The sequence below is a fragment of the Neisseria subflava genome (assembly GCF_003044645.1).
GTDB lineage: Bacteria > Pseudomonadota > Gammaproteobacteria > Burkholderiales > Neisseriaceae > Neisseria > Neisseria subflava_B.
Genome location: NZ_POXL01000002.1, coordinates 91,402 through 116,899 on the forward strand (window position 1 = coordinate 91,402; position 25,498 = coordinate 116,899).

At 44.2% G+C, this 25,498-nt stretch carries 23 protein-coding genes, 1 tRNA gene and 1 riboswitch; of the genes, 12 read left to right on the plus strand and 12 right to left on the minus strand.

Annotated features, from left to right (window positions below; genetic code table 11):
- Window positions 1-33: 33 nt before the first annotated feature.
- The 9 genes from DBY97_RS02315 to rlmD form a co-directional block, all read right to left on the minus strand.
- Window positions 34-1,593 (minus strand): TerC family protein, encoded by a 1,560-nt coding sequence (locus tag DBY97_RS02315; RefSeq protein ID WP_107857292.1) that lies wholly within the window; start codon window positions 1,591-1,593, stop codon window positions 34-36.
- Between the two features lie 260 nt (window positions 1,594-1,853).
- The gene (locus DBY97_RS02320; RefSeq protein WP_107857293.1) at window positions 1,854-2,645 is read right to left on the minus strand and encodes a fimb protein; all 792 of its coding nucleotides are present in this window, start codon (window positions 2,643-2,645) and stop codon (window positions 1,854-1,856) included.
- Window positions 2,646-2,843: 198 nt separating this feature from the next.
- A tRNA-Asn gene (locus DBY97_RS02325) sits at window positions 2,844-2,919 on the minus strand.
- A 96-nt stretch (window positions 2,920-3,015) separates the two neighbouring features.
- The gene (locus DBY97_RS02330) at window positions 3,016-3,375 is read right to left on the minus strand and encodes a roadblock/LC7 domain-containing protein (protein ID WP_070460119.1); all 360 of its coding nucleotides are present in this window, start codon (window positions 3,373-3,375) and stop codon (window positions 3,016-3,018) included.
- Between the two features lie 39 nt (window positions 3,376-3,414).
- A complete protein-coding gene (locus DBY97_RS02335) occupies window positions 3,415-4,056 on the minus strand; it encodes a hypothetical protein (RefSeq protein ID WP_003748732.1) in 642 nt (213 codons plus the stop codon).
- Between the two features lies 1 nt (window position 4,057).
- Window positions 4,058-4,594: a GTP-binding protein gene (locus tag DBY97_RS02340; protein ID WP_003748733.1), complete on the minus strand. Its 537-nt coding sequence runs from the start codon at window positions 4,592-4,594 to the stop codon at window positions 4,058-4,060.
- Between the two features lie 10 nt (window positions 4,595-4,604).
- Window positions 4,605-5,708, minus strand: a complete 1,104-nt coding sequence (locus DBY97_RS02345; protein WP_049330701.1) for a response regulator transcription factor — start codon at window positions 5,706-5,708, stop codon at window positions 4,605-4,607.
- A gap of 23 nt (window positions 5,709-5,731) precedes the next feature.
- Window positions 5,732-7,207, minus strand: coding sequence for a 23S rRNA methyltransferase (locus DBY97_RS02350; protein ID WP_107857294.1), 1,476 nt, complete (start codon window positions 7,205-7,207; stop codon window positions 5,732-5,734).
- Window positions 7,208-7,331: 124 nt separating this feature from the next.
- Window positions 7,332-8,657, minus strand: a complete 1,326-nt coding sequence (rlmD, locus tag DBY97_RS02355) for a 23S rRNA (uracil(1939)-C(5))-methyltransferase RlmD (RefSeq protein WP_107857295.1) — start codon at window positions 8,655-8,657, stop codon at window positions 7,332-7,334.
- A 139-nt stretch (window positions 8,658-8,796) separates the two neighbouring features.
- On the opposite strand from rlmD, the gene DBY97_RS02360 reads away from it, so the two are divergent.
- On the plus strand, window positions 8,797-9,858 hold the full coding sequence (locus DBY97_RS02360) for a L,D-transpeptidase (protein WP_107857296.1): 1,062 nt from the start codon (window positions 8,797-8,799) through the stop codon (window positions 9,856-9,858).
- A gap of 95 nt (window positions 9,859-9,953) precedes the next feature.
- Here DBY97_RS02360 and queC read toward each other — a convergent pair whose 3' ends face one another.
- The gene (gene queC / locus DBY97_RS02365) at window positions 9,954-10,613 is read right to left on the minus strand and encodes a 7-cyano-7-deazaguanine synthase QueC (RefSeq protein WP_107857297.1); all 660 of its coding nucleotides are present in this window, start codon (window positions 10,611-10,613) and stop codon (window positions 9,954-9,956) included.
- A gap of 3 nt (window positions 10,614-10,616) precedes the next feature.
- Window positions 10,617-10,662, minus strand: a riboswitch (PreQ1 riboswitch).
- Between the two features lie 71 nt (window positions 10,663-10,733).
- Between queC and DBY97_RS02370 the strand changes: the two genes are divergently transcribed.
- A complete protein-coding gene (locus DBY97_RS02370; RefSeq protein ID WP_107857298.1) occupies window positions 10,734-11,333 on the plus strand; it encodes a CDP-alcohol phosphatidyltransferase family protein in 600 nt (199 codons plus the stop codon).
- A 141-nt stretch (window positions 11,334-11,474) separates the two neighbouring features.
- On the opposite strand, the gene DBY97_RS02375 is transcribed toward DBY97_RS02370, so the two are convergent.
- The gene (locus DBY97_RS02375; protein WP_432760702.1) at window positions 11,475-13,277 is read right to left on the minus strand and encodes a Pycsar system effector family protein; all 1,803 of its coding nucleotides are present in this window, start codon (window positions 13,275-13,277) and stop codon (window positions 11,475-11,477) included.
- Window positions 13,278-13,473: 196 nt separating this feature from the next.
- A complete protein-coding gene (locus DBY97_RS02380) occupies window positions 13,474-13,758 on the minus strand; it encodes a PepSY domain-containing protein (protein WP_107857300.1) in 285 nt (94 codons plus the stop codon).
- 231 nt (window positions 13,759-13,989) lie between these two features.
- Here DBY97_RS02380 and DBY97_RS02385 point away from each other — a divergent pair, with 231 nt between their 5' ends.
- From DBY97_RS02385 to ubiU, 10 genes are all read left to right on the plus strand, one after another.
- Window positions 13,990-14,742 (plus strand): PP2C family protein-serine/threonine phosphatase, encoded by a 753-nt coding sequence (locus tag DBY97_RS02385; RefSeq protein WP_107857301.1) that lies wholly within the window; start codon window positions 13,990-13,992, stop codon window positions 14,740-14,742.
- Window positions 14,743-14,783: 41 nt separating this feature from the next.
- The gene (locus DBY97_RS02390) at window positions 14,784-16,142 is read left to right on the plus strand and encodes a DUF262 domain-containing protein (protein WP_107857302.1); all 1,359 of its coding nucleotides are present in this window, start codon (window positions 14,784-14,786) and stop codon (window positions 16,140-16,142) included.
- Entirely contained in the window at window positions 16,129-18,081 is a 1,953-nt protein-coding gene (locus DBY97_RS02395; protein ID WP_107857303.1) for a DUF262 domain-containing protein, read from the plus strand. The genes DBY97_RS02390 and DBY97_RS02395 overlap by 14 nt, the downstream gene beginning before the upstream one ends.
- A gap of 113 nt (window positions 18,082-18,194) precedes the next feature.
- A complete protein-coding gene (locus DBY97_RS02400; RefSeq protein WP_107857304.1) occupies window positions 18,195-19,937 on the plus strand; it encodes a bifunctional alpha/beta hydrolase/class I SAM-dependent methyltransferase in 1,743 nt (580 codons plus the stop codon).
- Window positions 19,938-20,001: 64 nt separating this feature from the next.
- Window positions 20,002-21,288: a phosphatase PAP2/dual specificity phosphatase family protein gene (locus DBY97_RS02405; protein WP_199900727.1), complete on the plus strand. Its 1,287-nt coding sequence runs from the start codon at window positions 20,002-20,004 to the stop codon at window positions 21,286-21,288.
- 2 nt (window positions 21,289-21,290) lie between these two features.
- Complete coding sequence (locus DBY97_RS02410) at window positions 21,291-21,665, plus strand: hypothetical protein (protein ID WP_107857306.1); 375 nt, start codon at window positions 21,291-21,293, stop codon at window positions 21,663-21,665.
- Between the two features lie 63 nt (window positions 21,666-21,728).
- Window positions 21,729-22,436 (plus strand): lysophospholipid acyltransferase family protein, encoded by a 708-nt coding sequence (locus DBY97_RS02415; RefSeq protein ID WP_107857307.1) that lies wholly within the window; start codon window positions 21,729-21,731, stop codon window positions 22,434-22,436.
- Window positions 22,433-23,422 carry a phosphatidate cytidylyltransferase gene (locus DBY97_RS02420; protein WP_107857308.1) on the plus strand — a complete coding sequence of 330 codons (990 nt, stop codon included), beginning with the start codon at window positions 22,433-22,435 and terminating at the stop codon, window positions 23,420-23,422. The genes DBY97_RS02415 and DBY97_RS02420 overlap by 4 nt, the downstream gene beginning before the upstream one ends.
- Before the next feature lie 106 nt (window positions 23,423-23,528).
- Window positions 23,529-24,149, plus strand: a complete 621-nt coding sequence (locus DBY97_RS02425) for a DUF2238 domain-containing protein (protein WP_107857463.1) — start codon at window positions 23,529-23,531, stop codon at window positions 24,147-24,149.
- A 334-nt stretch (window positions 24,150-24,483) separates the two neighbouring features.
- The gene (gene ubiU / locus DBY97_RS02430) at window positions 24,484-25,491 is read left to right on the plus strand and encodes a ubiquinone anaerobic biosynthesis protein UbiU (RefSeq protein WP_003748766.1); all 1,008 of its coding nucleotides are present in this window, start codon (window positions 24,484-24,486) and stop codon (window positions 25,489-25,491) included.
- Window positions 25,492-25,498 lie beyond the last annotated feature (7 nt).

Consider the following 25,498-nt stretch of genomic DNA (forward strand, 5'->3'; position numbering starts at 1 on the left):
TTTCAGACGGCCTTTACCATACTAACTCTTCACTTATTCCTCTTCTGGCAAACGGTTGATTTTCACACGGGCAATCCGTTGTCCGTCTTTTTCAACCACTTCAAAACGCCAGCCGTGATAATCGATGAAATCTCCTACATCAGGAATACTTTGCAACTCTTCCATAATCAAGCCGGCAACGGTATGAAAATCCGCATCTTCCTCTTGAGTAGGCAGATTTAACTGAGAAGCCAATTCCACATACTCCAATGCACCATCCACAGACAGCGTTTCATCCTGACTGGCTGGAACAGCCTCCTCTTCCTCACGCTCGAATTCCTCGGGGAATTCCCCGGCAATGGTTTCCAACAAATCTTTCATGGTTACCATGCCTAACACCGCACCAAACTCATCCACCACCAAGGCATAATCCGCGCTGCTTTGACGGAATAATTCAATCGCATTCAATGCCGTCGTACTGTCTGGCAAAATCAATGGTTGACGCAAGGCCGTCTGAATATTGATTTCTCCCGATTCAAGCAGCTGATTCAGCAAATCTTTTTTACTGATATAGCCCAAAGGCTCATCTACACCTGCCTTACCGACAACCAACAAACGGCTATACGGCGTATTTTTCAGCTGAGTATTTTGCTCTTCCCGACTTTGGGAAATATCCAATTTCTCGATTTCCCGACGCGGAATCATCACGCCCATAATCGGACGCTCCGCCAAAGTCAGCACGCTGCGAATCATGGATTTTTCGTTTTCTTCAAAATGCTCGTCATCGCCGCCATTATCGCCTGCTTTTGCCAAAATGCTTTCGCGGATACCCATCATACCCAACACATTTTCAGCGGTACGCTTACGCCAAGAAGTGCTGATATAGTCATTTTTGCGGGCATTCTTTTGCGAAACCTGATTAAACAGTTCGATCAAAATTGAGAAGCCGATCGCCGCATACAAATAGCCTTTCGGAATATGGAAATGGAAGGCTTCCGCAATCAGGCTGAAACCAATCATCAACAAGAAACCCAAACACAACATTACAACGGTCGGATGCTTGTCCACAAATGCAGTCAACGGTTTGCTGGCAGAAATCATCACCGTCATCGCCACAACAACCGCACCCATTGCCACCACAATATGATCCACCATCGCCACTGCCGTAATAACAGAATCGATAGAGAAAACCGCATCCAAAATCAAGATTTGCGCCACAACGCCCCAAAAAGAAGAATGCTTCTTCTGTCCTTCAGCAACCGCAAATTGATTGTGGCCCTCAAGGCGTTCGTGCAGCTCAGTAGTCGCTTTATAAAGCAGGAAAATACCGCCGGCAAACATAATCATGTCTTTGCCGGAAATCTCCAAGCCGCCCAACTCAAACAAAGGTCGAGTCAGCGTCATGATGTGCGCCATGAAGCCCAACATGAAAATCCGAATAACGACAGCCAAACCCAAGCCCGTTATCCGCGCCCTATCCCGTTGCGACGGTTTGACCTTGTTTGCCAAAATTGCTACGAAAACAAGGTTATCAATACCTAAAACAACTTCCAAAACCAGAAGCGTGGCAAAGCCTATCCAAGTATGCGGCTCGGCCAACCAACTGAAATCCATAATGATTGCGTTCCTTTAAAATACAAAAAGGCAGCCGTTCCGCTTAAAACGGACAGACTGCCAAATTTCGGGCATAGATAAAGGGAAAGAAGCGGTATAACAACTACTCTGCTCTGCGTCTTTCATGAAAAATTTATGCCTCGATCAACAATAATGGCAATCAGTTTATCAGTTTGACGAAAGAAAGGCAAAATCTGACAGCATATTTTCTTTTAAAAACAGCCTATACCAGCACTTACCAGCTTTCAGACGGCCTTTTCTTACTTGATAAAACCATCAATCGGCGCATAACCCAAGAAATCTGCCTGTTCATTCAATATCACAACCCATTCTTTACTTCGCGCACTGGTAAACGGCAAGAAATACAACTCTTTCCCATCATTTCTCAGCGAAGCCTGTTCCAAAATTGACTCCTCATTCATGCCACGGGCTTTTGCCAAGACAGACAACGGTTTCATTGCTTTACGAATTTTCTCACGTTCCTGCTGCGAATCTGGCAACCACCAAGAAGGCCTCATACTCGGTTCAACACCTTTCAAAGACAAATCAAGACCTTGGTTAGCTTCGTCCGGGCTCATCGCTTCACGCAACCCAACACGGCGTACGCCAAACCAAGATAAATCCTGCAAATCCTTCGGAGCATGGCTCAAATCATTTACATCAATTTCTGCAGCAGTTACCACATTTATCCTATCGGTTTCGAATGCGGAAACCACTGGACGCGCCAAAGATACGTTGTACAAACCATAAATTAAAGCAACCAGCTGAATCATGCCGATTAAGGAAAAATCAATAATCCTCTCTTTAAGTTTCTTGCTCGGGCTGGCAAGAATCAAAGTCAGCAACGGGCCGCAAACAATATCTACTGAAATGACCAGTTTATATAAAGCCAATCCGCCTGTCAGTTCGGCATACGGATAAGGATACCAAACTCCAAATACCAACAAAGCGGCCAATCCTGCCAAAATCAGACTAATCAACAAATGCCATGCCGCATTTTTTAATGCGAACCGAAAGCGTGGTGAAGAATGTAATGTATGTGCGTTTTCCATAGATAACAATAAGATATTATTTCTTCTATAAATATTATGTATAGCTTAAAAAATAAATGAGATATTTAAATATGCTGGTAGGCCGTCTGAAAATTGAAGCATTAACTGCAACCATCTCACCACGCATTATTAATATGTTTAAAATACCAATAAATAGATAAAATAAAAACCACCATACAAGATGGTGGTTTTAAAATTTGGCTCCCCGACCTGGGCTCGAACCAGGGACCTGCGGATTAACAGTCCGTCGCTCTACCGACTGAGCTATCGGGGAATCAAAGATGGAATTATATAGAAAATATCAGAAACTTGTCAAGCAACAATCTATATAAAAACAAAAATATTTTATATCTTTTTAATTTATAAAACTTTATAAGATTTCAGCAATTTGTTTGGCCGCACGTTTCGCATCCAACAAAATCAAGCCCAATTTACCGCTTTCTTTTGCCATCAATACCAACACTGCATTTTCACCTGCTTGACTCAACAGAATATAGCCATTTTTACCTTTAACCATTACCTGATCCAACTCACCGCAAGCCAACTCATGTACGGAACGATTGCCCAATGCCAAAAGCGTTGCCGACATCGCACCTACACGGTCTGCATTCAAGTGGGAAGGCAGCATGGTTGCGATCGGCAGGCCGTCTGTAGAAATAACTGCAGAAGCAGTGATATCCGCAGAGGTATTGTTCAAATCGCTTAATACAGAGATTAATAGTTGTTGCATAGTCGCTCCATTCTAGAATAAATATCGGTCAGGCAAAAATCAACGGCTGCCGTATCGGTGGTACAGCACTTTAACCAAAGTAACAAAAGCCTCTTTATTTAAGTCAGGCATTCCGCCAATTACCAAAATCAGCTTGGTCATACCAATATACAGAGGGAAAAAAGTCAATTCACTTTGGCCTGAAGGATCACAAATACCCCATGCGCTATTATTGATATGCAGGTTATTGCGAATCAAAAGACGGTGATTGTCTTCCATTTTAGCCACTTCGCTCGCCAAAAGACCCAATTCTTCTGCTGCCTCATGATGGAAATTAGCATTGGCAAAATACAAACCGTTTTCATCAGCCAACAAAGCTTTGCCAGAATTAGACAACTGTTCCAATAATGTCGGTAATTGTTCGTCAGTCAGATGGATGTCCTCTGTGCTGATTTCCTCATCACCGTACAAAAACTCCAAGCGTTGGAGACGATACAACAGGTTTAAAGCGGTATTGATATCGCTGGTGTCTGCCCACGCCAAAAGTTTTTCACTGCTGATGGTTTCAGACGGCTCTGCACGCAACAGACCATACAATAAAGTTCTGCTGGCACTAGGCGTATCGCTTGAAACGGCATAATACGCACCTGCCGGTGTAATCTTAGGATATAAATTTGATTGTAAAGAGAGTGTCGCTTCCATCTTATACCTCTAATCCGGGGTCAATTGAGAACAACATGGCAGTAACCAATTGTTTTACATCGTCTTCTCGACGCGCATCAATCTCAAAAACCGGTACATTAAAATTATTCTGTGCTAAATATTTTTGATATACATCTACGCTTGGCAAGGAGCGGATATCCATCTTCGTTACCCCTACAACCAGAGGCGCTTTTTTCAGCAACTCCCGGAACGCATCCAAGAAGAATTGCAAGTCTTTCAATGGGTTGCTTCTTGTATTATCTAAAAGAAGTACCAAGCCCATGCTGCCTTGGCTCAGAATTTCCCACATAAAATTAAAACGCTCCTGACCAGGCGTACCATAAAGGTGAACCTTGGTTTCCTCATCCAAATGAATGACACCGTAGTCCATTGCCACAGTCGTGTACCCCTTACGAACAAGTGTCATATCAGATGCGGATGCATCGGTTTGAACCGGCGGTTCATCAGATAAAGCTGAAATTGCAGTGGTTTTACCTACGCCAACAGGACCGGTAAAGATAATTTTATTTTCTTTCATGACGTGTCCTTTACGATTTGCCCAGCAACTTACGCATCAGGCGTTGCAACAGGCCGCGAGGTTGTTCTTTCGACGGACCGGCAATTTTTTGAGCCTCTTTGCTCATTGCTGTTTCAGGTACGTCTTTGCTATTCACATCAATCTGTTCGTTCAACGAAGGCGTATTGTTCGCATCAGTTGCAAACTCTGTATCTGTCGCCAAAAAGCCCGTCATATATGTTGCCGATAAATAGTTCAAAATATCAGGCATTTCTAAAGGCATGACTTTATAGAGGATGTTCAAATTAACAGACGTTTTTGTCAGAAATGCCGACAAACGCATAGATTCCGGAACATGTGCCAAACGGGTTAAGTTTGGCCAACGCTTGAGTGTAAAGACAGTTTGCGGCGTCATCGGATAAATCAGACGGCCTGATGCAGTCCAAATAGCCATTTGCCACAAGCATGACATAATGGTGACTTTGGCTTTTTCTTTCCATTGAGGATTATCAGGAACAGCCTTACACACAACAGCCAAGTTATCGTTCTTACACAATTTCTCCAACTCATTGGCACTGACTGTCAGCAGTACTCGCTGGATACTAGGAAACACGATTAATATCGGCTTACCTTCATGCAAGACGGCAATATCTTGGTGTCCTTGACTGGCAAATTTCAGCGCGCCCAACAAGCCTTTATTTGGATTAAATCGGCGAATGGTTGCTTTTCTTGTGCCATCGGAATTAGATTGTCTTTTATTCTCTTCAGCCGCTTGTTGCTCAGACGGCTCAAAAACATTGCCGCCTTGAGCCAGGCTGCGCAAAACAGGAAACAAGGTATCGAATTTGACCGGCTTAGCCAAATAAGGAGTCGTTACTGTCGGCAACTCGGAAGAAAACATAGCCACAGGTACTTCCGGATAAGTTTTCTTCGACTCTTTCCAAGCTTCTACACCTGCCGGAGTATCGGTATCAACCAATACCAAATCCGGTTTTTCATCAGAATCAGGGGAAACGATGACGTAATTCGTCGTATTGTGCATTTTAAATGCCATACGGAATACCGCCTGCTGTTGCTCACCCATCTCCTGTAACATAACCCGTATGGTTTTAATTTTTGGTAAATGATTATTCATCACTCGTACTTTCTACGATTATCTTATTTTTTTGAATATTGGTTCATTCGTTGCAAGAGACGGCTCATTGCCAAGACAACCTCTTCAGGCAGGCTGACAACACGTTCACGCAACAAGCGCAGAAATTGTTCCAAACGTCCCCAATCTTCAACGCGTTCGTACAAATCAAACAAGATAATGTACAACTGCGATTCTTGAGGATACTGCAAAACAGCCTGTTCCAAAGTACCGATGGCCAAATCCAACTGACCGTAGGCCAACAAAGATTCCACTTCTTTCAGAGCTTCATCAGCAGGTGAAGAGCTGGCACTGATAACTGAAGAGTCTTTTTGAACCAACTCACGATATTTGGCTTTCATCTGCAATGAACTTGGCTGAATATAGCCGCGCTTTAAGCCAATCTCTTTAATTTGCTGTTCAGACGGACCTTTTTCCAAATCATCAAAAATTTCGTGATAACCGAGGCTATAACCCCAGCCAAGCATACGTTCTTTTACTTGACGGCCATATTGACCCAAAGAGTGGTAAAGCTTCCACAGATGCTTGGCAAACTGCCCTACTTCTTCATTCTGATAATCCAGACGCAAGGCATCGATAATGAGACCAGCAGGCTTCGCAGAAGTTTGGATTGCTTTGTTGTATTGATGCAAAGCAGTCTCGTAGCTAATCTTGTCTTTCAGGATTTTTGCACTGCGCTCCGGTTTGGCAAAACCAATAACCGCACCCATTTCTTCAGGGCTGATTTCGCCAAAATCTTTCTTGCCTAATACGATAGGCGCACGTTTGCCCATACCTGGAACGACAATGCGTTCAACCGAATCGTTCTCAAAGGCAATATGCTCGTCGGAAGCAACTTCCAAACCACTTTGTTCGCCAATTTGACGGTCCACTTCCTGCATATTCCAACCGAGATGATGCTCGGCGAAAACACGCAGGCGCAGGTTAGTAGAATCCAAAGCCAAACCGGCTTTCAGGTATTCGGCTACGCTGTCTTCAGAAAGGGAAGCACTATGGCGCTCAAGCGTATCCGCCAGCATGTCGATATTACCGACTCGCAGATTCAAACCAATTAATTCATGAACCAGCTTTTCCGGAGCGCCGTCTTCCAAAGTATTGAGATAACCGGCCAAAGACTCTGCAGCCTTACTCTCATAGCCGAACTGTTTATAAACCTGATATTCGGTCAACGGATCAACTTCTTGCGCGGAGACAGAAGCTGTTGCATCGTTTGAGCCGCTTCCGCCCCATTCCCAGTCTTGATTATCCGCATTGGAAACTGTCTGGTTGACCTTCTCAATCCAGTCGTTTCCATCCTCAGAGGAGGCTGTATGAGCAGCAGATGTACGGCCGCTTTTTGATGCATGTGCGCTTTGTTTGTCTGAATTGTTACTTTGTTTATGACGAACAAAAAACAACACCAGCAAAAAAAGCACCAGCAAAAAAATAGTTAAAAGTTGATAGTTCAAGAACACCTCCCGGTCTTGTGCTGCAAACTGCATTTATTAACATCTGTTGCTTTACACGCAACTTCAACGTTATTAATTCCCCAAACGAATGATGATAACATGAATGCACTCATTTTTACATTAAAAACCCTACTCACATAAAGGACTTGATACCAATTTACAACTCAAACACACCGATGGATTCAACATGCGAGGTTTGTGCAAACATATTCATGATTCCCGCCGCCTTAAACTTATAGCCCTTATCAACCAAGACACCGGCATCTCGTGCAAATGTTGATGGATTACACGAAACATACACTATCTTCTGAGGCAAAAACGGCTTGTGTAGCGATTTGACAACAGCATAAGCCCCGTTTCTCGGCGGATCCAGCAACATCTTGTCAAATTGCCCCCACGACTCAACAGTCTTTTCATCGGTATCGAATAAGTCTGCAACAGAAAACGTCATATTCCCGGCACAACGATTCAGGCGGGCATTTTCCCTTGCCCTATCGACCAAATAATCAGCGCCTTCAATACCGACAACCGATGCGCCACTTTTTACCAGCGGCAAACTGAAATTGCCCAAACCGCAAAACAGATCAGCAATCCGCTCCCCTTTTTGAGGATTTAAAAGCCTGACAGCCCTTGCCACCATCACTTCGTTCAGCTGCGCATTAATCTGCGTAAAATCACCGGGTTTGTAAGGCATTTCCACATCAAATTGAGCAAAAGTATAGTTCAGGGCAGGCACGTTCTCAGGGTAAAACGGCAAGGACTCGGAATGATCTTGCAACCATATTTGCCATGCCTTTTCAGCACCCGACAATATCTTATCAAACCAATTACGCAATTCGCTTAATATTTGTCCAAACGGTTGATTTACGAAACGAATGTTGAATACGGTCACATTTTTTCCGCAATAAAACTCAACAAATTTTACTTTCACACCATCATCATGCAGCTTTTGCAGCAAATTGCGGACATCAGGCAATCTATCGGACACATGCTTAGGCAAAATCTGGCAATGGCGGATATTGACGACATCATGGCTTTTTTTGGCCTGAAAACCGAGTTTCAGACGGCCTTGTTTATCCACCGAAACACTCAAACGCGCCCTATCGCGATAATACCAGGAGTAACCATATAAAGGAGGCAAAATTATCTCTGGCTTGACCTTACCTATCCGTTCCAACTGCTCTTCCAAAATCCGTTGCTTTAACGCAACTTGCGCTCCGAAAGAAACATGTTGAAGCGAACAGCCGCCACATGTATCAAAATAGCAACAGGCTGGTTCGACACGTTCGGAAGAAGCCTTCAAAACCTTTTCAACTTGAGCCTCGGCAAACTGCTTTTTCTCTTTATGTATGGTAAACGTTACACGCTCTCCAGGCAGCGCACCGCCGATAAATACGGTCTTCCCATCGACTTTGGCAACACCCCTGCCCTCATAATCCAAAGAAAAAACTTCCGCCTCTTGATACTGTTCTTTCACACCCATACCGTTTCCGTCACTCAGCAGTTGCCCGACCGTTTGACTGTCTTCTAATACCGAAAGCGCATATTTTCTCACAAAAACACAGAGTTTCAGGTATCATGCGCCAAAAACTTTCATTTCAAACCCTACAAAAAAAGACGACATGAAAAAAATACTGTTCGGCCTGACAGCCGCCCTTTTAACTTCAGCCGCTGCTGCAAACACACTTATTCCAGACGTCTCCCCCGCTTCTTCCGGACAACACGTCGTTATCAATATTACGCAACAGCGTTTGTTCCTCTACGACAACGGTAAACTGAGCAAAATTTATCCTGTTGCCGTTGGTAAAGCCATGACCCAAACCAATCTGGGCGAACATAAAATCGGCGCAAAAGCCTACAACCCGGTTTGGCACATCCCTAAATCTATTCAAAAAGAACGCAATGACGGCGTAAAAAGCGTACCGGCCGGCCCAAACAATCCGCTGGGCCCGGTATTTGTCCGTCTTGGCGACCCTAAATTAAGCCTTGGCATCCACGGTACCAATGCCCCTGCCAGCGTACCCGGCGTCCGCAGCCATGGTTGCGTGCGCATGAAATCGCCTGATGCATTGGAATTCGCCAAAACCATCGCAACAGGTTCCCCTGCCTCCGTTATCTACCAAATGGCAAGCCTGAACGAAGATGCCAACCAGAACTTGTGGCTGGCTGCATATCGTGACCCATACGACAAGAAAAACCTTGATACGGCTGCCCTGAAAAAAAGCATTGCCGCCTGGGCAAAAGCGCACGGTAAAACCATCCCTGCCGCACGTGTAGATGCAATCCTGAAAGGTCGCACCGGCGCGGCAAACTGTCTGACCTGCGCCAAAGGCGTGAAACTCAAATCGCCTTTGAAATCTTTGGCATGGACCAGCGGCACGGATGCTTACAGCAAACCTAAAGTCATGCTGAAACCGGCTCCTGCTAAAGATGTAGTATTGCCTCAAGGAACTGAAATCGAAGTCGATGCTACCGACGATACAAATAAGGCAGCATCCGAACCGAAACAAAGCGTTCATCCGACTCCGGTGAAACCGGCAAAACCTGCTGCCAAACCGGCAACCACTCCGGCCGATACTCCTGCTTCTGCGCCTAAAGCCGCTTCCGAACCGGCTACTGCCCCTGCCTCTGCTCCTGTGAAAGATGCTCCGGCAAGCAGCGAACCGGAAGATTTGCTGTTCTAAGCAGAACAAAATACATAGCCAAAGGCCGTCTGAAATGAATTTTTCAGACGGCCTTTTCGTACAACTGGATATTGGAAATATAGGCCTCTCTTGATTCAGACGGCCTTTTTACTTTCCAAATATTCTGACAAGCCGCGCTCGCGCAAAATACAGCTCGGGCATTCATGGCAACCACCGACCACGCCGTTATAGCAAGTGTGCGTGTGCTCGCGAATATAATCCAACACACCCATTTCATCCGCCAATGCCCAAGTTTGCGCTTTGGTTAAATACATCAAGGGCGTGTGGATTTGAAAAGCGTAATCCATAGCCAGATTCAGCGTAACATTCATCGACTTGACGAACACATCGCGGCAGTCGGGATAACCGGAAAAATCGGTTTCGCACACTCCGGCAATGATATGGCGTATTCCCTGCCCTTTGGCATAAATGGCGGCATAAAGCAAAAACAAAGCATTGCGTCCATCTACAAATGTATTAGGCAGGCCGTCTGAAGCTGTTTCAATGAATGCCGTATCATCCATCAAGGCATTATGCGTAATCTGTTGCATCAGGCTCAAATCGAGTACGGTCTGCTTCACGCCTAAATCTTGGGCAATCCAACGCGCGCGCTCCAATTCGATGGCGTGGCGTTGTCCATATTGAAAAGTGATGGCCTGCACATTCTCACGGCCATATGTTTGAATTGCCTGAATCAGGCAGGTTGTTGAATCCTGCCCACCCGAAAAAATAACGAGGGCCTGCTGTTTTTCCATAGTAAATTCCTAGTTTTGTTAACGCGGGAGGTTTGCGAACCGCGTGATTCGAAGATTGACGGATTATAACGGATTTCGTCTATAATCACGGCACTTCATTTTCTTTTATATAGCATAATCATGAGCATCTACGCCCTGAAACCAAAATTCCAAAACCTGTTACGCCCCATTGTTAAGCGACTGTATCAAAAAGGTATTACTGCCAATCAGGTTACCCTGTTTGCCTGCGCCGTTTCCATTTTGATCGGTTTGCTTTTAGCATTGTTTGCAGGTGTATCCACATTATTCTGGCTTTTACCGATCTGGTTGTTTGTCCGTATGGCACTGAATGCGATGGACGGTATGTTGGCACGGGAGTTCGGCCAACAATCGGCATTAGGCGGTTATTTGAATGAAATCACTGATATTGTCGCCGATGCTGCTTTGTATTTGCCTTTTGCCTTTATCGCCCCCTTCGGCGGCGTACAAATTGCCCTGTTTATTTGGCTGGCGGGAATGACCGAGTTTTGCGGCGTTTTGGGACAAGTCCACGGCAACAGCCGTCGTTATGACGGGCCATTCGGCAAAAGCGACCGCGCATTCTTTATCGGCGCATTGGCAGTATGGTATGCAATCGCCGGCAGCTTCCATGCGACTTTCTACATCCTTATGTGGCTGGCCTGCGCGGCATTGCTTTATACCTGCTACAAACGTGTCATCAATGGCTTAAAGGCCGTCTGAAACTTGTCCACGTTCTTGGGTTAATCACCGTTGATTAGAGTATTCAAACCCATCAACCTGTTTTACTGAAAACAAAAAAGGCCGTCTGAAACCATAAAGTTTATGGTTTCAGACGGCCTTTTATTCAGTAGCCAAGATAACTTACTGTTTACCCAGTTGGCTGTAATCTACCAACATATACTTGGCAGTAATTTTCTGCGAAGCATTACCTTCGTCACCCATCAGAATCATTTGAGGCTTGCCGTTAACGGTAATCGAATCGACGGCTTCAACGTTGGTGATGTGTTGCAGATTAGGCAGGGAGATTTTTTGCGGTTCATCGGTCGGATTACCGCTCCAAGTCCACAGTTGTGAGAATTTCTGTCCATTCTCATCCTTCACTTCATTGGCGATCACGTAGGTTTTCAACACAGGATCATAGTTGAGGGAACGGATACCGCCGCCATCAATATCAATCACGGCCACTTCATCAAACTCAGGTTTGGCATTGCGCTCGAACACATCTTTCGGATTGCTGATAAACGCAACTAAAGCCATGTTGTTGAACTCAGGATCACGAAAGCCCAAAACAAGACGTTTTTTCACCGGATCAAACGCCATGCCCTCAATATTGATTTCTTCAAAAGAAACTTCTGCCTTAGTTCGCTCACGAATCAAATCATGCAGCTTATGATCGGTTTCCAAAACTTGCGTCAGATTGTCGTAGCTAGTCAGCCCCAACACATTGCCGTCTTGGATTTTAAAGCGCATCAGGTGTTCGCGGTCAGGCGAGCGGTTGCCTTTACGGGTACGCGAATGTGAAGTCAGCGCGTAGATAAAGCCTTCATCGTCGCGCGCCAAAGCCTCCAAGTCGCTGAGACGGCGTTTAAAACCGGTAATCACGCGCGTATCCAATGCTTCGTCTTCCACAAACCTGCCGGTTTTATCAATGCTGATGATACTGAACGCATGGTTGGGTTCGTCTTCCGCAATCAACAAATTGCCGTCCGGAAGCTGTTGTACGGCGGAAGGCTCGTACACACCGTTAAACATATTGATCCCCAGCGAACGCAGCTCTGCCGCGTTGTTGGCCGGAGGCATCAGCAATGACGGCAATGTTTTCACGCCGATAAACGCCACCAGTGAAGCCAGCAAGCCCCAGCGGAATACTGCATAAGATAAGTTAATGTATTTAAATTGTTTATCCGCCAACAGACCAAGCCAGTAAAGATGGTCGCTCATCTTTTCATAGATTTGTTTACGGTCGCCCATAATTTCCTGCATCATTTCCCAATATTGATCTTTTTGCAGTTTCACACGGTCTTCATAAATCAAAATATTGGGTTGGCTGCCGCCAAAAAAGCGCGTTTCGGTACTACTGAGGCGGGTTTTCAAATCCTTCAGCTTAGAACGGCCGCGGATAAAATCCTTAAACCATGTACGCGCTGCCTGCATTTTACCGATACGTTCCGGCGAAGCAGAAAGCAATGCAAACACGATAGATGCTGCAGCAGTAATCATAAACGTACTGGCCGGAATCAAAAACTCGGGCGACGATGAAAAAATAAACGCCCCCGAAATCATCAGTGCAGAAACAATAAAACCATTCAGCGAAATCATAATGTTCGCTTTAGTTGCCGCCAGCGCCAACAATTCCATCTCCGAGCGTACGGCGTTGCGGAACATGGTTTCCACGCCCTTATTCGTACCCAACAGATCAGACGCATTCAAATCCTCGGCTTTATTTTTTTTCTTTTTCGCCTTGTCTTTTTTACGTTTGGCTTTCTTCTCGTTTTTTTCAGACGGCATCTCAGGATGTTCAACCACTTCCTGAATTTCTACCGCGTCAGCCACAGTCTCAACTTCGTTTTCAGCAACACCGTTTTGATTGTGATCCCAAAAATCAACATCCTGTTGGGATTCGGCAGCTGCGCCGTCGTTTAAAGGTTTTTCTTGGTCACCCATCTGCTTCGGCCGACCATCTTCCTTCCAATCATTCAAACTCATATCATGACTCCCAACATCAAACGCTTTGAATTAAATGGAAAATAAAAAGCATATTTAGTTCATTTATTTTAGATAATTTACATTCTTTAAATGCCTAAATAGCAAACTGTCGCAGAACTAAAAGCCCTGCGACAATCCACTTTATATCGAAATATTAATAATCGATGCGTTCTTTAATAATTTTCAAATCAGGGTAAGACAAAACAATGTCGTACTCACGACCATCTTTAAAAGCCTCGATATCCAATACAGGCTGGCCGCGACGGCTATCGGCTTCAACATCGTGAACTTGATAGCCGCGTTGTTCCAACATTTTTACGGCTTTAGCACGATTTTGCTCGAAGTTTTTGTCGCCGTAGATTTTGTGTTCGATATAATCGCTGGCACCGGCAGTAGCGGCAGACAAAGCAACGATGGCGGTCAATAAGAATTTTTTCATGTTTGATTTCCTTTTTAAATGTGTATTCGGGTTTCGATGGATGTATTAAAACATGACAAAATTAGCAGTTAATTAGTACTTGGTTAAACGCAGTAAAGGCCGTCTGAAAACTGTTCAGACGTCCTTTAACCTTAATCATCAAATTTCAAACGTATTACCCAAGTGTAAATCCGGAGGGTTAGAAACGATGAAAAGCCTGCAGCGAATATTCACCCAACAAATGGATAAATCATGAACAAATTTTGCGAAATTACCTTTTGCCAACAAATCGGCAGCAACAAACAACACAACCAAGATGCCCTTTTTAACGGCGAACAAGTGTTTCAATATAAACTCAAAACCGCTGAAACACGTCTTGAAACCCGTCCATACTTTATCATCGGGATAGCTGACGGCATTTCCAATAGCAACCATCCTGAAAAAGCCAGCAAATTAGCCATGCACCTATTAAGCCGTACAGCCAAACTCAGCCGTCAAACCATCAATCATATACAAGCCGCTTTATCTAAAGAGTTGGCGGAAGATTATTTTGGTTCCTCAACCACTTTTGTTGCCGCCGAAATCGACCAAACCACCGGCAAAACCAAAATCATCAGCGTAGGCGACAGTCGCGCCTATTTGATTGATACACAAGGAAAATGGAAGCAACTGACCCAAGATCACTCGATACTCTCCGAATTGCTGGATGATTTGTCGGATAAAAAAGAAGAAGAGTTCGCCACCATATATGGCGGCGTTTCTTCTTATCTAGCAGCAGATTATTCCGAATTCCAAGATAAAATGTGTCATATCGAACTTACGCTTAAAGCAGGAGAAAGCCTGCTACTTTGTTCAGACGGCCTAAGCGACGCTCTTTCAGAAGAAATAAGAGAAAAAATTTGGCAACAATATGATAACGATAAGTCCCGTCTGACTGTATTTCGTAAATTAATTGCGAAACAAAGAGTTTATGATGATATGTCGGTAGTAGTTTGCCGATTGTAGTCTATAATGTTTACCTATTTTTCATACTAAGGGGTATCTATATGAGCATAGAAAAAGCAGAAATACTCAAGATTGATGACATATTTAAATTAAATTTGAGTATCCCTAATTATCAAAGACCATACAAATGGACAATTAAAAATGTACAACAATTAATCGATGACCTGCTCCAAAATTTTAGGGAGGGGAAAAAAATATACCGCATCGGAACAATTGTTTTAAATAAAAATAAAGATAAAGACTGTTCTGAAATAGTAGATGGCCAACAGCGGCTTATTACACTCTCGTTATTGCTTCATAAGCTGGGGAAGGATGTGTCTCTTTTAAAGGAAAAACCGAATCATAGCATCAGCAAAAAGAATATTACAACGAACTATAATTTTCTTAAAAACTATAATTTCACAAATGAATTTAAGGATTACCTCCTTAACAGGTGTGAAATGGTTTGTATTGAATTAAATGACTTAGATGAGGCTTTTCAATTTTTTGATTCACAAAATGCCAGAGGCAAACCTTTAGAATCTTATGACCTCTTAAAAGCCTATCATTTAAGAGACATGAGAGATAAAGACAAGCGGATTATTCACCAATGTGTCGAACGCTGGGAAAAATCTGCAATGTCTAATGATATAAATAATTTAGATAAAATTATCAACTATATCTTATTTAGACTTCGCCGCTGGCATTACAAAGAGGATGCAGAAATATTTACATCAGATGAATTAGATACATTTAAAGGCGTTCATGAAAAAGTTAATTATCCTTACTTACACGGAATATTAGCTACTCATGCCATACAAAAATTATCACATGAAAATCCATTTTTATATCGATCGATATCAGCATTTCAAGCCACACAAGTGCTAATTAATGGAAAATATTTCTTTGATTACATTGAACATTATACGGTCATCTATGAAAAACTATTTAAAGAAAAGGATGGATTGTTAGATAAAATTCATTCTATTAATGGAATTGATTTAGAAAAAGGAGTAATGGCTTTTTTAAACAATCATAAATACAGCTATCGAACTGGTGATAAATACATTAGAAATTTATTTGAATGTACCGTATTGTTCTACTTTGATAAATTTGGAGAAAGCCATTTTGAAGAATTTATAACCAAAGCTTTTCTATGGGCTTACCGTACTCGGGTAGAATATCGGCGTATTACCTTTAAGACCATTGAAAATAAAGTTCATGATAAAGTTCATGATAAAGTTCATGATAAAGTTCATGATAAAGTTCATGATAAAGCTGGATTAATTTCTTATATTGAAAGATCCATCACACCCGAACAAGTCATGCGTTTTATTCAACAAACCGGAAAAGTCAATTTTTCAAAACATGTAGACCCTAAAATAAAAGAGATTTTGGAAATTAAAGATGAAAACAAATAATGATTACGTAAAAACATTAACCATAAATGAATTATTAAATTTAAATAAAGACAAATATATTATTCCTATTTATCAACGTAATTACGCATGGGGAGATAATGAAATTAGCCTTCTTATCCAAGACCTATGGAATGCATATGAGAAAAATAAGAATAATTATTATATTGGCAGCTTAGTCATTTACAAAAGAGAAAATGGAGATTTAGAAGTCATAGACGGGCAACAACGATTGACCACACTGACTTTAATCATGCACTACTTAAAATCAGATACCTTTGTTAGTAATGTATCCTTTGAGCATAGAAATGACTCCGACGATGCCTTAAGACATCTTGACTCTGACTCCATACCTGATGTTTTTAAAAATGCTTTAAAATCAATAAAAAAATATTGGGAAACTGAGAGAACAGAAAAAGAAGGAAGGGGTTTGGCAGAGTTCTTACAAGAAAACGTTAAAATTATTAGAACCGAAGTACCCAAAGACACCGACCTCAATCATTACTTTGAAATTATGAATACGCGGGGAGAGCAATTAGAAAAACATGAGATTATCAAGGCTGCTTTGATGGAGGTTTTAGACACAGATAGTGAACGCTCTATTTTTGCCAAAATTTGGGATGCGTGTTCTGACATGAGCCGATATGTTGTAATGGGAATTGAAACCACACTTAGAGAAAATATTTTTGGCAAGAATTGGGAAAATACTATTCCAAAAAAATTTAATGAAATTATTGGGAATATTGCTGATGCAAAAAAAACTCAACATTCAGATAACGGCTCCGCAAATGAAGAACAATCGATTCTTCAATTAATAACCGCCGATAATGGGGATATCCACTCCTTCCAAGAAAAAACAAACGAGCAGACAGATGGGCGTTTTAATTCCGTTATTGATTTCCCTAACTTCTTAATGCATATCTTGAAAATTTATCTAGAAAAATTTCCTACTGGCATTAACGAAACTACCTTTAAAGAGATTCCTCTGGATGAAAAAGAACTTTTGCATGCTTTTAACAATGAAGACTGGAACAAAGAAAAGATCGTAAATTTTATAGATATATTGCTATCTTGTCGGCATTTATTTGATAAATATATTATTAAATCAAATTCACTACGTTCAGAAAATGAGCATTGGTCTTTATGGGAAATTAAAAAAGGAGAATCAAAGAATTATTACTATAAAAATGTTTTTGGTATCGACAATGGCAATTCCACTGATACTGAAGAAACTGATGATAAAACTAAGAACGCAATAATGTTGCTTTCTATGTTTCATGTTTCTAATCCATCCCGAATCTATAAAAACTGGCTATATGCTACATTGCGTTGGTTATTCGAGAATAAGAAAAGTATTACTCAAGAAACATATATTCAGTTTCTTGAAAATCTTTGTGATAAATTTTATTTTGAAAACAACTGCAATGGAAACAGGGATTTTATGAGAATTATCTTAAATGATAACTACACCACCCCTTCAGTACATAAGTCTTGGAATGATGGAGTAAACGTCCCAAATTTTGTATTTAATCGATTGGATTATCAATTATGGAAATATCAAGACAAGGTAGAGGTCTTTTCAGCTATTGACCAATCTAAACAATCTATCTGGAAAAATTTTAGATTTAGTTTTAGAAGCTCGGTTGAGCACCATTACCCACAAAATCCCTCTCAAGATTTTGGCCTAGATAAATTAGATACAAATGTCTTAGATAATTTTGGCAATCTATATTTGTTATCTCAAAGTAAAAATTCCAGTTTCAGTAATAAACTTCCAGATTGGAAACGGCAGTATTACAAAGGAAAGGATACTTATGATAGCTTAAAACAAGCTATTATGATGAGTTACACAAACTGGACAGAAAGCGAGATAAAAGATCATGAGAAAAAAATGCTAAAAATCTTAAATGAACCACTGACTGACTCATCGTATCGACCATAATCGGCACTTAACATATCTCCCCATCATTGCATTCGTCCGTCTATCGGATAATCATTGCATTTATTCGATATGTCATGATACTGTTCAAAAAATATGACTATTAGGAGTTTCTCATGTCCGAACAGCAAAAATACTTTTCTACCCAAGACGGTACTTCGCTTTTCTACCGCTATCGCCCTGCTGCCGATGGTTCTTCCGACAAAGCCATTGTGCTGTTCCATCGCGGACATGAGCACTCCGGCCGGATGATGTTTGTGGCAGATGAACTGGGGTTTGATGATTTTGCCTATTTTGCTTGGGACGCACGCGGTCATGGTTACAGCCCCGGTGAGCGCGGCGATAGTCCGAGTATCGGCACTTCGGTTGCAGATGTGGATGATTTTATCCGACACATTCAAAGCGAATACGGCATCAAACCTGAAAACATTTGTGTGATTGCGCAAAGTGTCGGTGCGGTATTGGTTTCTACTTGGTTGCACGATTACGCGCCGAAAATCCGTTGCGCCGTATTGGCTTCGCCTGCGTTCAAAGTCAAACTCTATGTGCCGTTTGCCCGTACCGGTTTAAAAATCATGCAAAAATGGCGTGGCAATTTCTTTGTCAACAGCTACGTCAAAGCCCACTATCTGACCCACAACGTCGAACGTCAAAAAAGCTACGACAATGATCCGCTTATTGCCCGCGCTATTTCCGTTCGTATCCTGCTGGGTTTATATGAAGCTGCCGAGCGCGTCGTTGCCGATGCACAAGCGATTACTACGCCTGTACAACTGTTGATTTCTGGCAGCGATTGGGTCGTTCATCACAAACCGCAACACGATTTCTACAACCGCTTAGGCAGCCATATTAAAGAGCGCCATATCCTGCCCGGTTTCTACCACGATACGTTAGGCGAGCAAGACCGTGAAATCGCGTTTGTCGAAATGCGCCGTTTTATCCGCAATCGTTTCAATCAGCCTTTGCAACAAGTCGATCTGACTCAAGCGCACTTGTTTGGAGACAGCCGTCGCGAAGCTGACGAACTGGCTACGCCTTTGCCTGTTTGTACGCCTCGCGGCGCATTTTGGGCGACATATCGCGCCTCGCTCAAACTGGGTTCGCGCTGGAGTGAAGGTTTGAGAATCGGTCAAGAAACAGGTTTTGATTCGGGTAGCACACTGGATTACGTTTACCGCAATCAACCGCAAGGCAGCAACACTTTTGGTGTATGGGTGGACAAATACTATCTCAACGCCATCGGCTGGCGCGGTATCCGCCAACGCAAAGTCAATATTGGCAAAGCCATTCAGACGGCCTCAGCCAAACTGCGTGAAGCTGGGAAACCTGTACACGTTTTGGATATTGCGTCCGGTCATGGCCGCTATGTATTGGATGCCCTAACTGCCGACACATTGCCTGATTCCGTACGCTTGCGCGATTACAGCCCGATTAATGTCGAAGCCGGTCGCAAGCTGATTGCCGAGCGTGGCTTGCAAAATACGGTTACCTTTAACGAGGTCAATGCCTACGACCGCGCCAATTATCACAATTTACAGCCACGCCCAACGCTTGGCATCGTCTCCGGCCTGCACGAATTGTTTGCCGACAACGATTTGATTTTGAACTCACTCTACGGCTTCGGCGAAGCTATTGAAACCGGCGGCTACCTGATTTACACCGGACAGCCATGGCATCCGCAACTGGAAATGATTGCCCGCGCCCTGACCAGCCACAAAGCAGGCAGCCCAAACTGGGTAATGCGCCGCCGTAGCCAGCAGGAAATGGATCAGTTAGTTGAAAAAGCCGGTTTTGAAAAAATCCATCAATGGATAGACGAAGACGGTATTTTCACCGTGAGCTTGGCAGTGAAGAAATAAAAATAAAGGCCGTCTGAACAATTTTTAACTTTCAGACGGCCTTATTTAAACCATATACCTATCCATGAAACCCTCTCTCAAAACTTCCCTACTCAAGCTGATTTCAGTCGGTATCTTGTTCTACACCAGCTACGGCTTCTCCAACCATTACGCGGCATCGCTGGACTATGTGCCTGAAATCGCTTTTGCATGGGAGAGCAATATTCCGTTTTGGGCATGGACGATTGTGCCTTATTGGTCGCTAAACCTGATGTATGCAGCGGCATTTTTTCTTTGCCGTGATACACATGAACAAAACCGATATGTAGCGCACCTTGTAGCCGCCCAACTGATTGCGACTGTTTGCTTTGTGCTGTTTCCGCTGCGTTTCGGGTGGCCTAAACCGCCTGCTGATGGGCTGTCAGGCTGGCTGTTTGATTCATTGGCTGCATTTGATTTGCCATACAACCAAGCACCATCTTTGCATATTGCGTTGGCGGTTATCGTGGGTGCATTTTATTGGACGCGCTTTCCCAAAATCCGCCTGCCGCTTTTCGTATGGCAAAGCCTGATTGCCTTGTCGGTACTGACGACTTATCAACATCATTTTATTGACGTGCCGACCGGAGCATTGCTCGGCTGGCTGGTGTTGTGGGCTTTCCCGCGTCAGATGACTTCGCCGTTAAAACTGGGCTCAAGTGATGTACGCTCAAGAAAGATTGTGCTGCTGTATTTGCTTGGCGCGTGTTTGACGGCGTTGCCTGCGCTGCTAGGTGGCGCGTGGCTGTGGTTGATATGGATGAGCGTGTCTTTGCTGATGGTGGCCTTTGCCTATTTGACTGGAAATGCAAACGTATTCCAAAAACAGGCTAACGGTAAATTATCGGCGGCAGCTACGGTTTTGCTGTTGCCTTATCTGGTGGGCGTGCGGCTAAACATGGCGTATTGGTTACGAGGTAAGGCGAAAACGGCACAAGTCCGCCATGATGTATTGATTGGCAGCATTTTGGGAATTTCAAATCATCTGCCTGCCGTATTGGATGTATGCGCCGAATATCCCTGCCGTAGCTATCCAGGAGAATATCGCGTCCTGCCTTTACTGGATATGGTAACGCCGTCTGAAAACGATTTGGTTCAGACGGCCTTGATATTGGAAACCTTGCGCCAAAAACACGGCAAAGCGCTGGTATGTTGCGCTTTGGGTTATGGAAGAAGTGCCGCAGTGGTGCTGACGTGGCTGCTGGTCTATGGTGGCTGCAAAAACTTGGCGCAAGCGAAGGCCGAACTCAAACAGGCTCGGCCGCAAATGGTATTATCGCCGGCCACCGCCCAAGCAGTCGAAGCTGCAGCAAACCGTTTGAAACAAGGATAATGATGGACAACGCAACCGACAGCCGTATTACTGCCCACCTGCTCTCTACCGCACATTATGTTGCCGCCTGCAACGCTCTGCTGCTCGCCTTGTCGGCAAAATATGGCGGCGCATGGTTTGCGGTACAACTTGTCTTGGCAGCGGTTTTGTTGTACTGCTATATCCGCGTTCACTTCGATCGCCGCGTGTTCCAAGACTTTGCCGACAACCGCTACTCTCCTGAAGACTTCGACCACGCCTTACAGCAAAACGGTTTGCGTCAAATTTCAGGCAGCCGTACTTTGATCCAACGGATAAACGGCGCACTTTCCCTATGGCGCAAATGCTTATACCTGACCGTCGCACAATTTTTAATTTTGCTTATCCAAAGCATTTGATTATTTTGGCTGATTTACCCAAACCAGATCTAGAGCGGTATCTCACTTCAAAAGGCAGAAACAATGAAAAACTTCCTCAAAAAACAACTTGCCTGGCTGACCGACCAAGCCTTGTGTCTGTCGGTCTCTTTTCTTACGGGCGTACGCCCTAAAAGCCCGCGCGAGCTGACATTCAATCAGCACCAAAAAGTCTATTACGCCAATCACGGCAGCCATGGCGATTTTGTATTGGTGTGGATTTCCCTGCCCCGCCGCTGGCGCTTGTCCACGCGCCCTGTCGCCGGTTCGGATTACTGGCTGACGAGCAAACTCAAACGCTTCATCATTCAAAATGTTTTCAACGCCTTGCTGATTCCGCGCCATAGCGATAATCCGCAAGCGATTACCGAACAGATGAAAGACGCGCTGAACGCAGGCGACTCCTTGATTATTTTCCCTGAAGGCACGCGTAATACTGACGACAACACCATCCTGCTGCCGTTCAAGTCCGGCATTTATCATCTGGCGAAAAGCAAACCCAATACCGAATTTGTGCCGATTTGGATAGACAACATCAGCCGCGTACTGCCCAAAGGCAAAATCCTGCCTATACCGCTTTTGTGTGAAGTCCATATCGGACAGCCGCTTACCTTAAAGGAAAACGAAGACAAAGACAGCTTTTTGACACGTAGCCGTGAAGCGCTGCTGGCACTCAGGCCGTCTGAAAACGACCGCAGCGAGCTTTGCCAAAATGAATCTGAAGTTCAGCAAAACAAAGGAGGACAAGCATGAGCCTTTCTACGACTTCCCAACAAATCATTGTCGAACAAGCCGCCGCTCATCTGACTCCGCAAGCCAGCTATATTTTTGTCGGCGTATTTGCCGTATTGTGTTTTGCCAGCATCATCGGACAATGGCTCAAGCGTAAAAACGGCGCAGATAATGCCACCATCGCCAACCTCAACGCCCGTATTTACGCATGGTGGCTGATGACGTTGGTGTTACTGGGCGCGTTTTGGTTCGGCAAAATCGGGACGGTTGTACTGTTTTTCCTGATTTCATTTGCCGCACTACGCGAGTTTATGACCCTCGTCTATCGCCGCCGCAGCGACTATTACAGCATGGTGGTCTGCTTTTACCTGCTACTGCCGGTGCAATACTATTTTGTCTATGACGGCTGGTATGGCATGTTCAGCATTTTTATTCCGGTTTATGGCTTTTTGATACTGCCGATTATTGCCAGCCTCAGCGGCCAAACCGCGCATTTTTTGGAACGCGCCGCCAAAACGCAATGGATGGCGATGATTTGCATCTTCTGCCTGTCCCATGTTCCGGCGCTGATGTTTCTAGACTTGGACGGCTTCGATAATAGCAACAATATCCTGTTGCTGATCTTCCTTATTGGCGTGGTGCAAGTATCGGATGTGTTGCAATACGTTTGGGGCAAACTGATTGGCGGTGCAAAAATCATGCCCTCACTATCCCCGTCCAAAACCATTTCCGGTACAGTCGGCGGTATTTTATCGGCCACAGCCATTTCCGCGTTGATGTCGCCGATTACACCGTTCTCCCACGGCCAAGCAGCCGTTATCGGCTTTATCGTCTGCCTGATGGGTTTCTTTGGCGGCCTGGTTATGTCTGCCATCAAACGCGATTACGGTGTCAAAGACTGGGGCAATATGATACGCGGCCACGGCGGTATGCTTGACCGTGTGGATTCGATTTGTTTTGCTGCACCTGTGTTTTTCCACATCACCCGTTATTTCTGGAACGGCTAAACTTCAGGCCGTCTGAAAGATGTTTTCAGACGGCCTTGAATGTATGAAACTGCCAGCCCTGCCAATTCGTTATACAATACGCAACCATTGTTATTACACACAAAAAATGAATAAACCCTCTCCAATCTTTCCCATTTTTCTTGCTACGATTATCTTCGCCCTTATTGTTTGGTCAGGCATTAATCCTCATGATCGCGCAGTCTGGTACGCCGAAATCATCCCCGTAGCATCCGTATTCTTCCTTCTTGTTACTACCTACCGCATTTTCCGCTTCAGCAACTTGGCCTACTTATTCATGAGTTTTTGGCTGATCATGCATTCCATCGGTGCATACTATACTTTTGCAGATGTACCGTTCGAATCCATCAACCGCTTTGTCGAGCCAATTTTGGGCGAAAACCGCAATCATTACGACCGTATTGCCCATTACATCATCGGCTTCTACGCCTATCCTATGGCTGAGTGGCTGCTGCGCCGCAAGCTGTGCAACCTGCCGTTGGCCTTATTTTTCTCCCTGTTCTTCATTATGAGCGTGGCTGCCGCCTATGAAATCATCGAATGGCAATATGCTGTCATCGACGGCGGAGAGGTCGGACTGGAATTCTTGGGTTCTCAAGGTGATATTTGGGACGCGCAAAAAGACATGCTTGCCGATACTTTGGGCGCGTTAACTTCCCTGTTTATTTTTGTGTTTACCCGACCTGATAAGCGTTTGGGTCTCTCTTAAATATATCCCTTTAAAGCAAAAGGCCGTCTGAAACCAGATTTTCAGACGGCCTTTTTTCATTTTTCTATCGCCATTATTGTAAAAATTAATAAATACGATAGTTAAAAACATAAGCCGATTTTGAAACAAAATCCGTCATCAAAATTTTTAAGCACATGAAATATATAAAAAACAACGTCTGTTAAGATTTTGTAAACAATATGTCTACGTCAACATGGATTTTTCGATTTGATTTAAGTCAGCATATCTTGTGTCATTAATCCATAAAATATTCGGAATTCTACAAAATATTGATTAACCCGATAGAGGTTATCATCAAGACGAGGAACACAAAATGCAGAAAATTCCAGAATTGGTCTGCCCCGCCGGCAACCTGCCTGCACTGAAAACCGCTGTGGACAACGGTGCGGACACGGTTTACATGGGTTTGAAAGATGCGACCAATGCACGAAACTTTCCGGGACTGAATTTCGATATGAAATCTGCGCGGGAAGGCGTAGCTTACGCCCATGCGCGCGGGCGCAATGTACTGATGGCCATCAATACATTCGCACAAGCCGGCCAAGTGGAGCGTTGGCACGCTGCTGTGGATACGGCGGCGGATTTGGGTGCCGATGCGATTATTGTTGCCGACCCCGCCATCATGGCGTATGCGGCAGACAAACATCCGAATTTACGCCTGCATATGTCGGTACAAGGTTCGGCCACCAATTACGAAGCCATCAATATGATGAAAGAGCTGTTCGGCATCCGTCGTGCCGTTTTGCCGCGCGTGCTGACCATCGATCAGGTCAAACATGTGATTGACAATACTGATGTGGAAATTGAAGTCTTTGGTTTCGGCAGTTTGTGTGTGATGGTGGAAGGCCGTTGCATCTTGTCGAGCTATGCAACAGGCGAATCACCCAATATGCAAGGTGTCTGCTCTCCGGCAAAATCCGTCCGCTGGGAACAACTGCCCGACCGCATGAACGTACGTCTAAACCAGGTATTGATAGACCAATACAAACCCAATGAACCGGCAGGTTATCCAACCTTGTGCAAAGGCCGCTTTGAAGTCAATGATGAAACCTACTATGCTTTGGAAGAACCGACCAGCCTGAATGTTTTGGAAATGTTGCCCGAACTCATCAAAATCGGTGTGTCCGCCATCAAAATCGAGGGACGCCAACGCAGTCCGATGTATACGGCGCAAGTAACCAAATCCCTTCGCCAAGCACTGGATGCAGCCGCAGCCGACCCATCGCATTTCAAAGTCAATCCGTCCTGGAACAATGCCTTGAGCAAAGTTTCGGAAGGTCATCAGACAACTTTGGGCGCATACAACCGCCCATGGAAATAAGGGGAAG

Excerpts from the sequence above, each read along its gene's own strand:
- DBY97_RS02375 (WP_432760702.1), bottom strand. The coding sequence starts at position 13,277 with ATGGGTGACCAAGAAAAACCTTTAAACGACGGCGCAGCTGCCGAATCC.
- DBY97_RS02370 (WP_107857298.1), top strand. The coding sequence starts at position 10,734 with ATGAGCATCTACGCCCTGAAACCAAAATTCCAAAACCTGTTACGCCCC.
- DBY97_RS02330 (WP_070460119.1), bottom strand. The coding sequence starts at position 3,375 with ATGCAACAACTATTAATCTCTGTATTAAGCGATTTGAACAATACCTCT.
- DBY97_RS02415 (WP_107857307.1), top strand. The coding sequence starts at position 21,729 with ATGAAAAACTTCCTCAAAAAACAACTTGCCTGGCTGACCGACCAAGCC.
- DBY97_RS02380 (WP_107857300.1), bottom strand. The coding sequence starts at position 13,758 with ATGAAAAAATTCTTATTGACCGCCATCGTTGCTTTGTCTGCCGCTACT.
- DBY97_RS02345 (WP_049330701.1), bottom strand. The coding sequence starts at position 5,708 with ATGAATAATCATTTACCAAAAATTAAAACCATACGGGTTATGTTACAG.
- DBY97_RS02360 (WP_107857296.1), top strand. The coding sequence starts at position 8,797 with ATGAAAAAAATACTGTTCGGCCTGACAGCCGCCCTTTTAACTTCAGCC.
- queC (WP_107857297.1), bottom strand. The coding sequence starts at position 10,613 with ATGGAAAAACAGCAGGCCCTCGTTATTTTTTCGGGTGGGCAGGATTCA.
- DBY97_RS02400 (WP_107857304.1), top strand. The coding sequence starts at position 18,195 with ATGTCCGAACAGCAAAAATACTTTTCTACCCAAGACGGTACTTCGCTT.
- DBY97_RS02340 (WP_003748733.1), bottom strand. The coding sequence starts at position 4,594 with ATGAAAGAAAATAAAATTATCTTTACCGGTCCTGTTGGCGTAGGTAAA.
- ubiU (WP_003748766.1), top strand. The coding sequence starts at position 24,484 with ATGCAGAAAATTCCAGAATTGGTCTGCCCCGCCGGCAACCTGCCTGCA.
- DBY97_RS02315 (WP_107857292.1), bottom strand. The coding sequence starts at position 1,593 with ATGGATTTCAGTTGGTTGGCCGAGCCGCATACTTGGATAGGCTTTGCC.
- DBY97_RS02350 (WP_107857294.1), bottom strand. The coding sequence starts at position 7,207 with ATGCAGTTTGCAGCACAAGACCGGGAGGTGTTCTTGAACTATCAACTT.
- DBY97_RS02335 (WP_003748732.1), bottom strand. The coding sequence starts at position 4,056 with ATGGAAGCGACACTCTCTTTACAATCAAATTTATATCCTAAGATTACA.
- DBY97_RS02395 (WP_107857303.1), top strand. The coding sequence starts at position 16,129 with ATGAAAACAAATAATGATTACGTAAAAACATTAACCATAAATGAATTA.
- DBY97_RS02390 (WP_107857302.1), top strand. The coding sequence starts at position 14,784 with ATGAGCATAGAAAAAGCAGAAATACTCAAGATTGATGACATATTTAAA.
- DBY97_RS02410 (WP_107857306.1), top strand. The coding sequence starts at position 21,291 with ATGGACAACGCAACCGACAGCCGTATTACTGCCCACCTGCTCTCTACC.
- rlmD (WP_107857295.1), bottom strand. The coding sequence starts at position 8,657 with ATGGGTGTGAAAGAACAGTATCAAGAGGCGGAAGTTTTTTCTTTGGAT.
- DBY97_RS02420 (WP_107857308.1), top strand. The coding sequence starts at position 22,433 with ATGAGCCTTTCTACGACTTCCCAACAAATCATTGTCGAACAAGCCGCC.
- DBY97_RS02405 (WP_199900727.1), top strand. The coding sequence starts at position 20,002 with ATGAAACCCTCTCTCAAAACTTCCCTACTCAAGCTGATTTCAGTCGGT.
- DBY97_RS02425 (WP_107857463.1), top strand. The coding sequence starts at position 23,529 with ATGAATAAACCCTCTCCAATCTTTCCCATTTTTCTTGCTACGATTATC.
- DBY97_RS02385 (WP_107857301.1), top strand. The coding sequence starts at position 13,990 with ATGAACAAATTTTGCGAAATTACCTTTTGCCAACAAATCGGCAGCAAC.
- DBY97_RS02320 (WP_107857293.1), bottom strand. The coding sequence starts at position 2,645 with ATGGAAAACGCACATACATTACATTCTTCACCACGCTTTCGGTTCGCA.